General features: G+C 70.0%; 1 protein-coding gene and 1 pseudogene. One reads left to right on the top strand and one right to left on the bottom strand.

Annotation, left to right across the window (positions count from 1 at the left end; all coding sequences use genetic code 11):
* Positions 1-400: pseudogene (locus BQ8420_RS03510) on the top strand (hypothetical protein); the annotation flags it as partial.
* 65 nt (positions 401-465) lie between these two features.
* Here BQ8420_RS03510 and BQ8420_RS03505 read toward each other — a convergent pair.
* Positions 466-924, bottom strand: a 459-nt coding sequence (locus BQ8420_RS03505) for a Scr1 family TA system antitoxin-like transcriptional regulator (RefSeq protein WP_087096355.1), incomplete at its 5' end; no start/stop codon positions are given.

Below are 924 nucleotides of genomic sequence, written 5' to 3'. Positions count from 1 at the left end.
AAGAGCCCGGGGTGTGGGGGAGGCGGTGTTGCGGTTGCACATCCCCACGGGCGGGTTGGCTCCTGATGCGGTGGATGGGGCGTTGGCGCGGGCGCGTGGGTTCGCGCGGGAGCATTTGGGGATGGATCCGGTGGTGGCCACGTGTACGTCGTGGTTGTTGGATCCGTATTGGGGTGAGGTGTTGGGGGAGGGGTCCAACATCGTGCGGTTCCAGCGCCGGTTCACGTTGGTGGGTGAGGGGTCGCCGGGTGAGGGGGATGTGTTCCGGTTCGTGTTCGGGATGGCGCGGGTGGATGTGGGGGCGGCGCCGAGACGGACGCGGTTGGATCGGGCGGTGGTGGAGCGGTTGGAGTCGGGTGAGGGTTTGAGGGTGTGCACGGGGTGGTTGCCGTTGCCCTGAAGGTGTGTGGTGTGGGGGTCGTCCGACCGGGGAAGGCGACGGACGACCGGTCAAGGCAGCTCCAGTCAGAAGGAGCTGGGGGTGAGCGTCTGGGAGGCCGCTACCAACCGCTCGAAGTGGGCCTCGTAGAGCGGGACGGCGGCGGGGGCCAGTGCGATCAGCCCGGAGGGGCCTTCGAGGCTGACCTGCCCATCGCGGAGCACGAAGCCGACCGTCCAGGGCTCGGCGGCATCGGCGGGCAGCAGCCTCAGGTCCACATGCCCCAGCCCCGCTACACGGCGCAGGTGGGCGAGCTGGGCCTCCATCACCGTCTCCTCCACCAGCCCACACACCAGAGCCAGCTCGGTGATGACGTAGGTCCGGTGGTGGCTGGCGCCGTGGAGGAGTTCGTCGTGGCGCCGCATCCGCACCTCCAGAGCGCGCCGCACCGTTGCCCGGTCGGCGTCGTGGATGCTGGCGGTGATCAGGGCGTGGGCGTAGTCCCGGGTCTGTGCGGCTCCGGGCAGGAGGGCGGGGGAGAAGGC

It is taken from the genome of Nocardiopsis sp. JB363 (assembly GCF_900143625.1).
Lineage (GTDB): Bacteria > Actinomycetota > Actinomycetes > Streptosporangiales > Streptosporangiaceae > Nocardiopsis.
The sequence above is the reverse complement of the archived record's forward strand: the minus strand, read 5'-3'. Positions and strand labels throughout refer to the sequence as shown.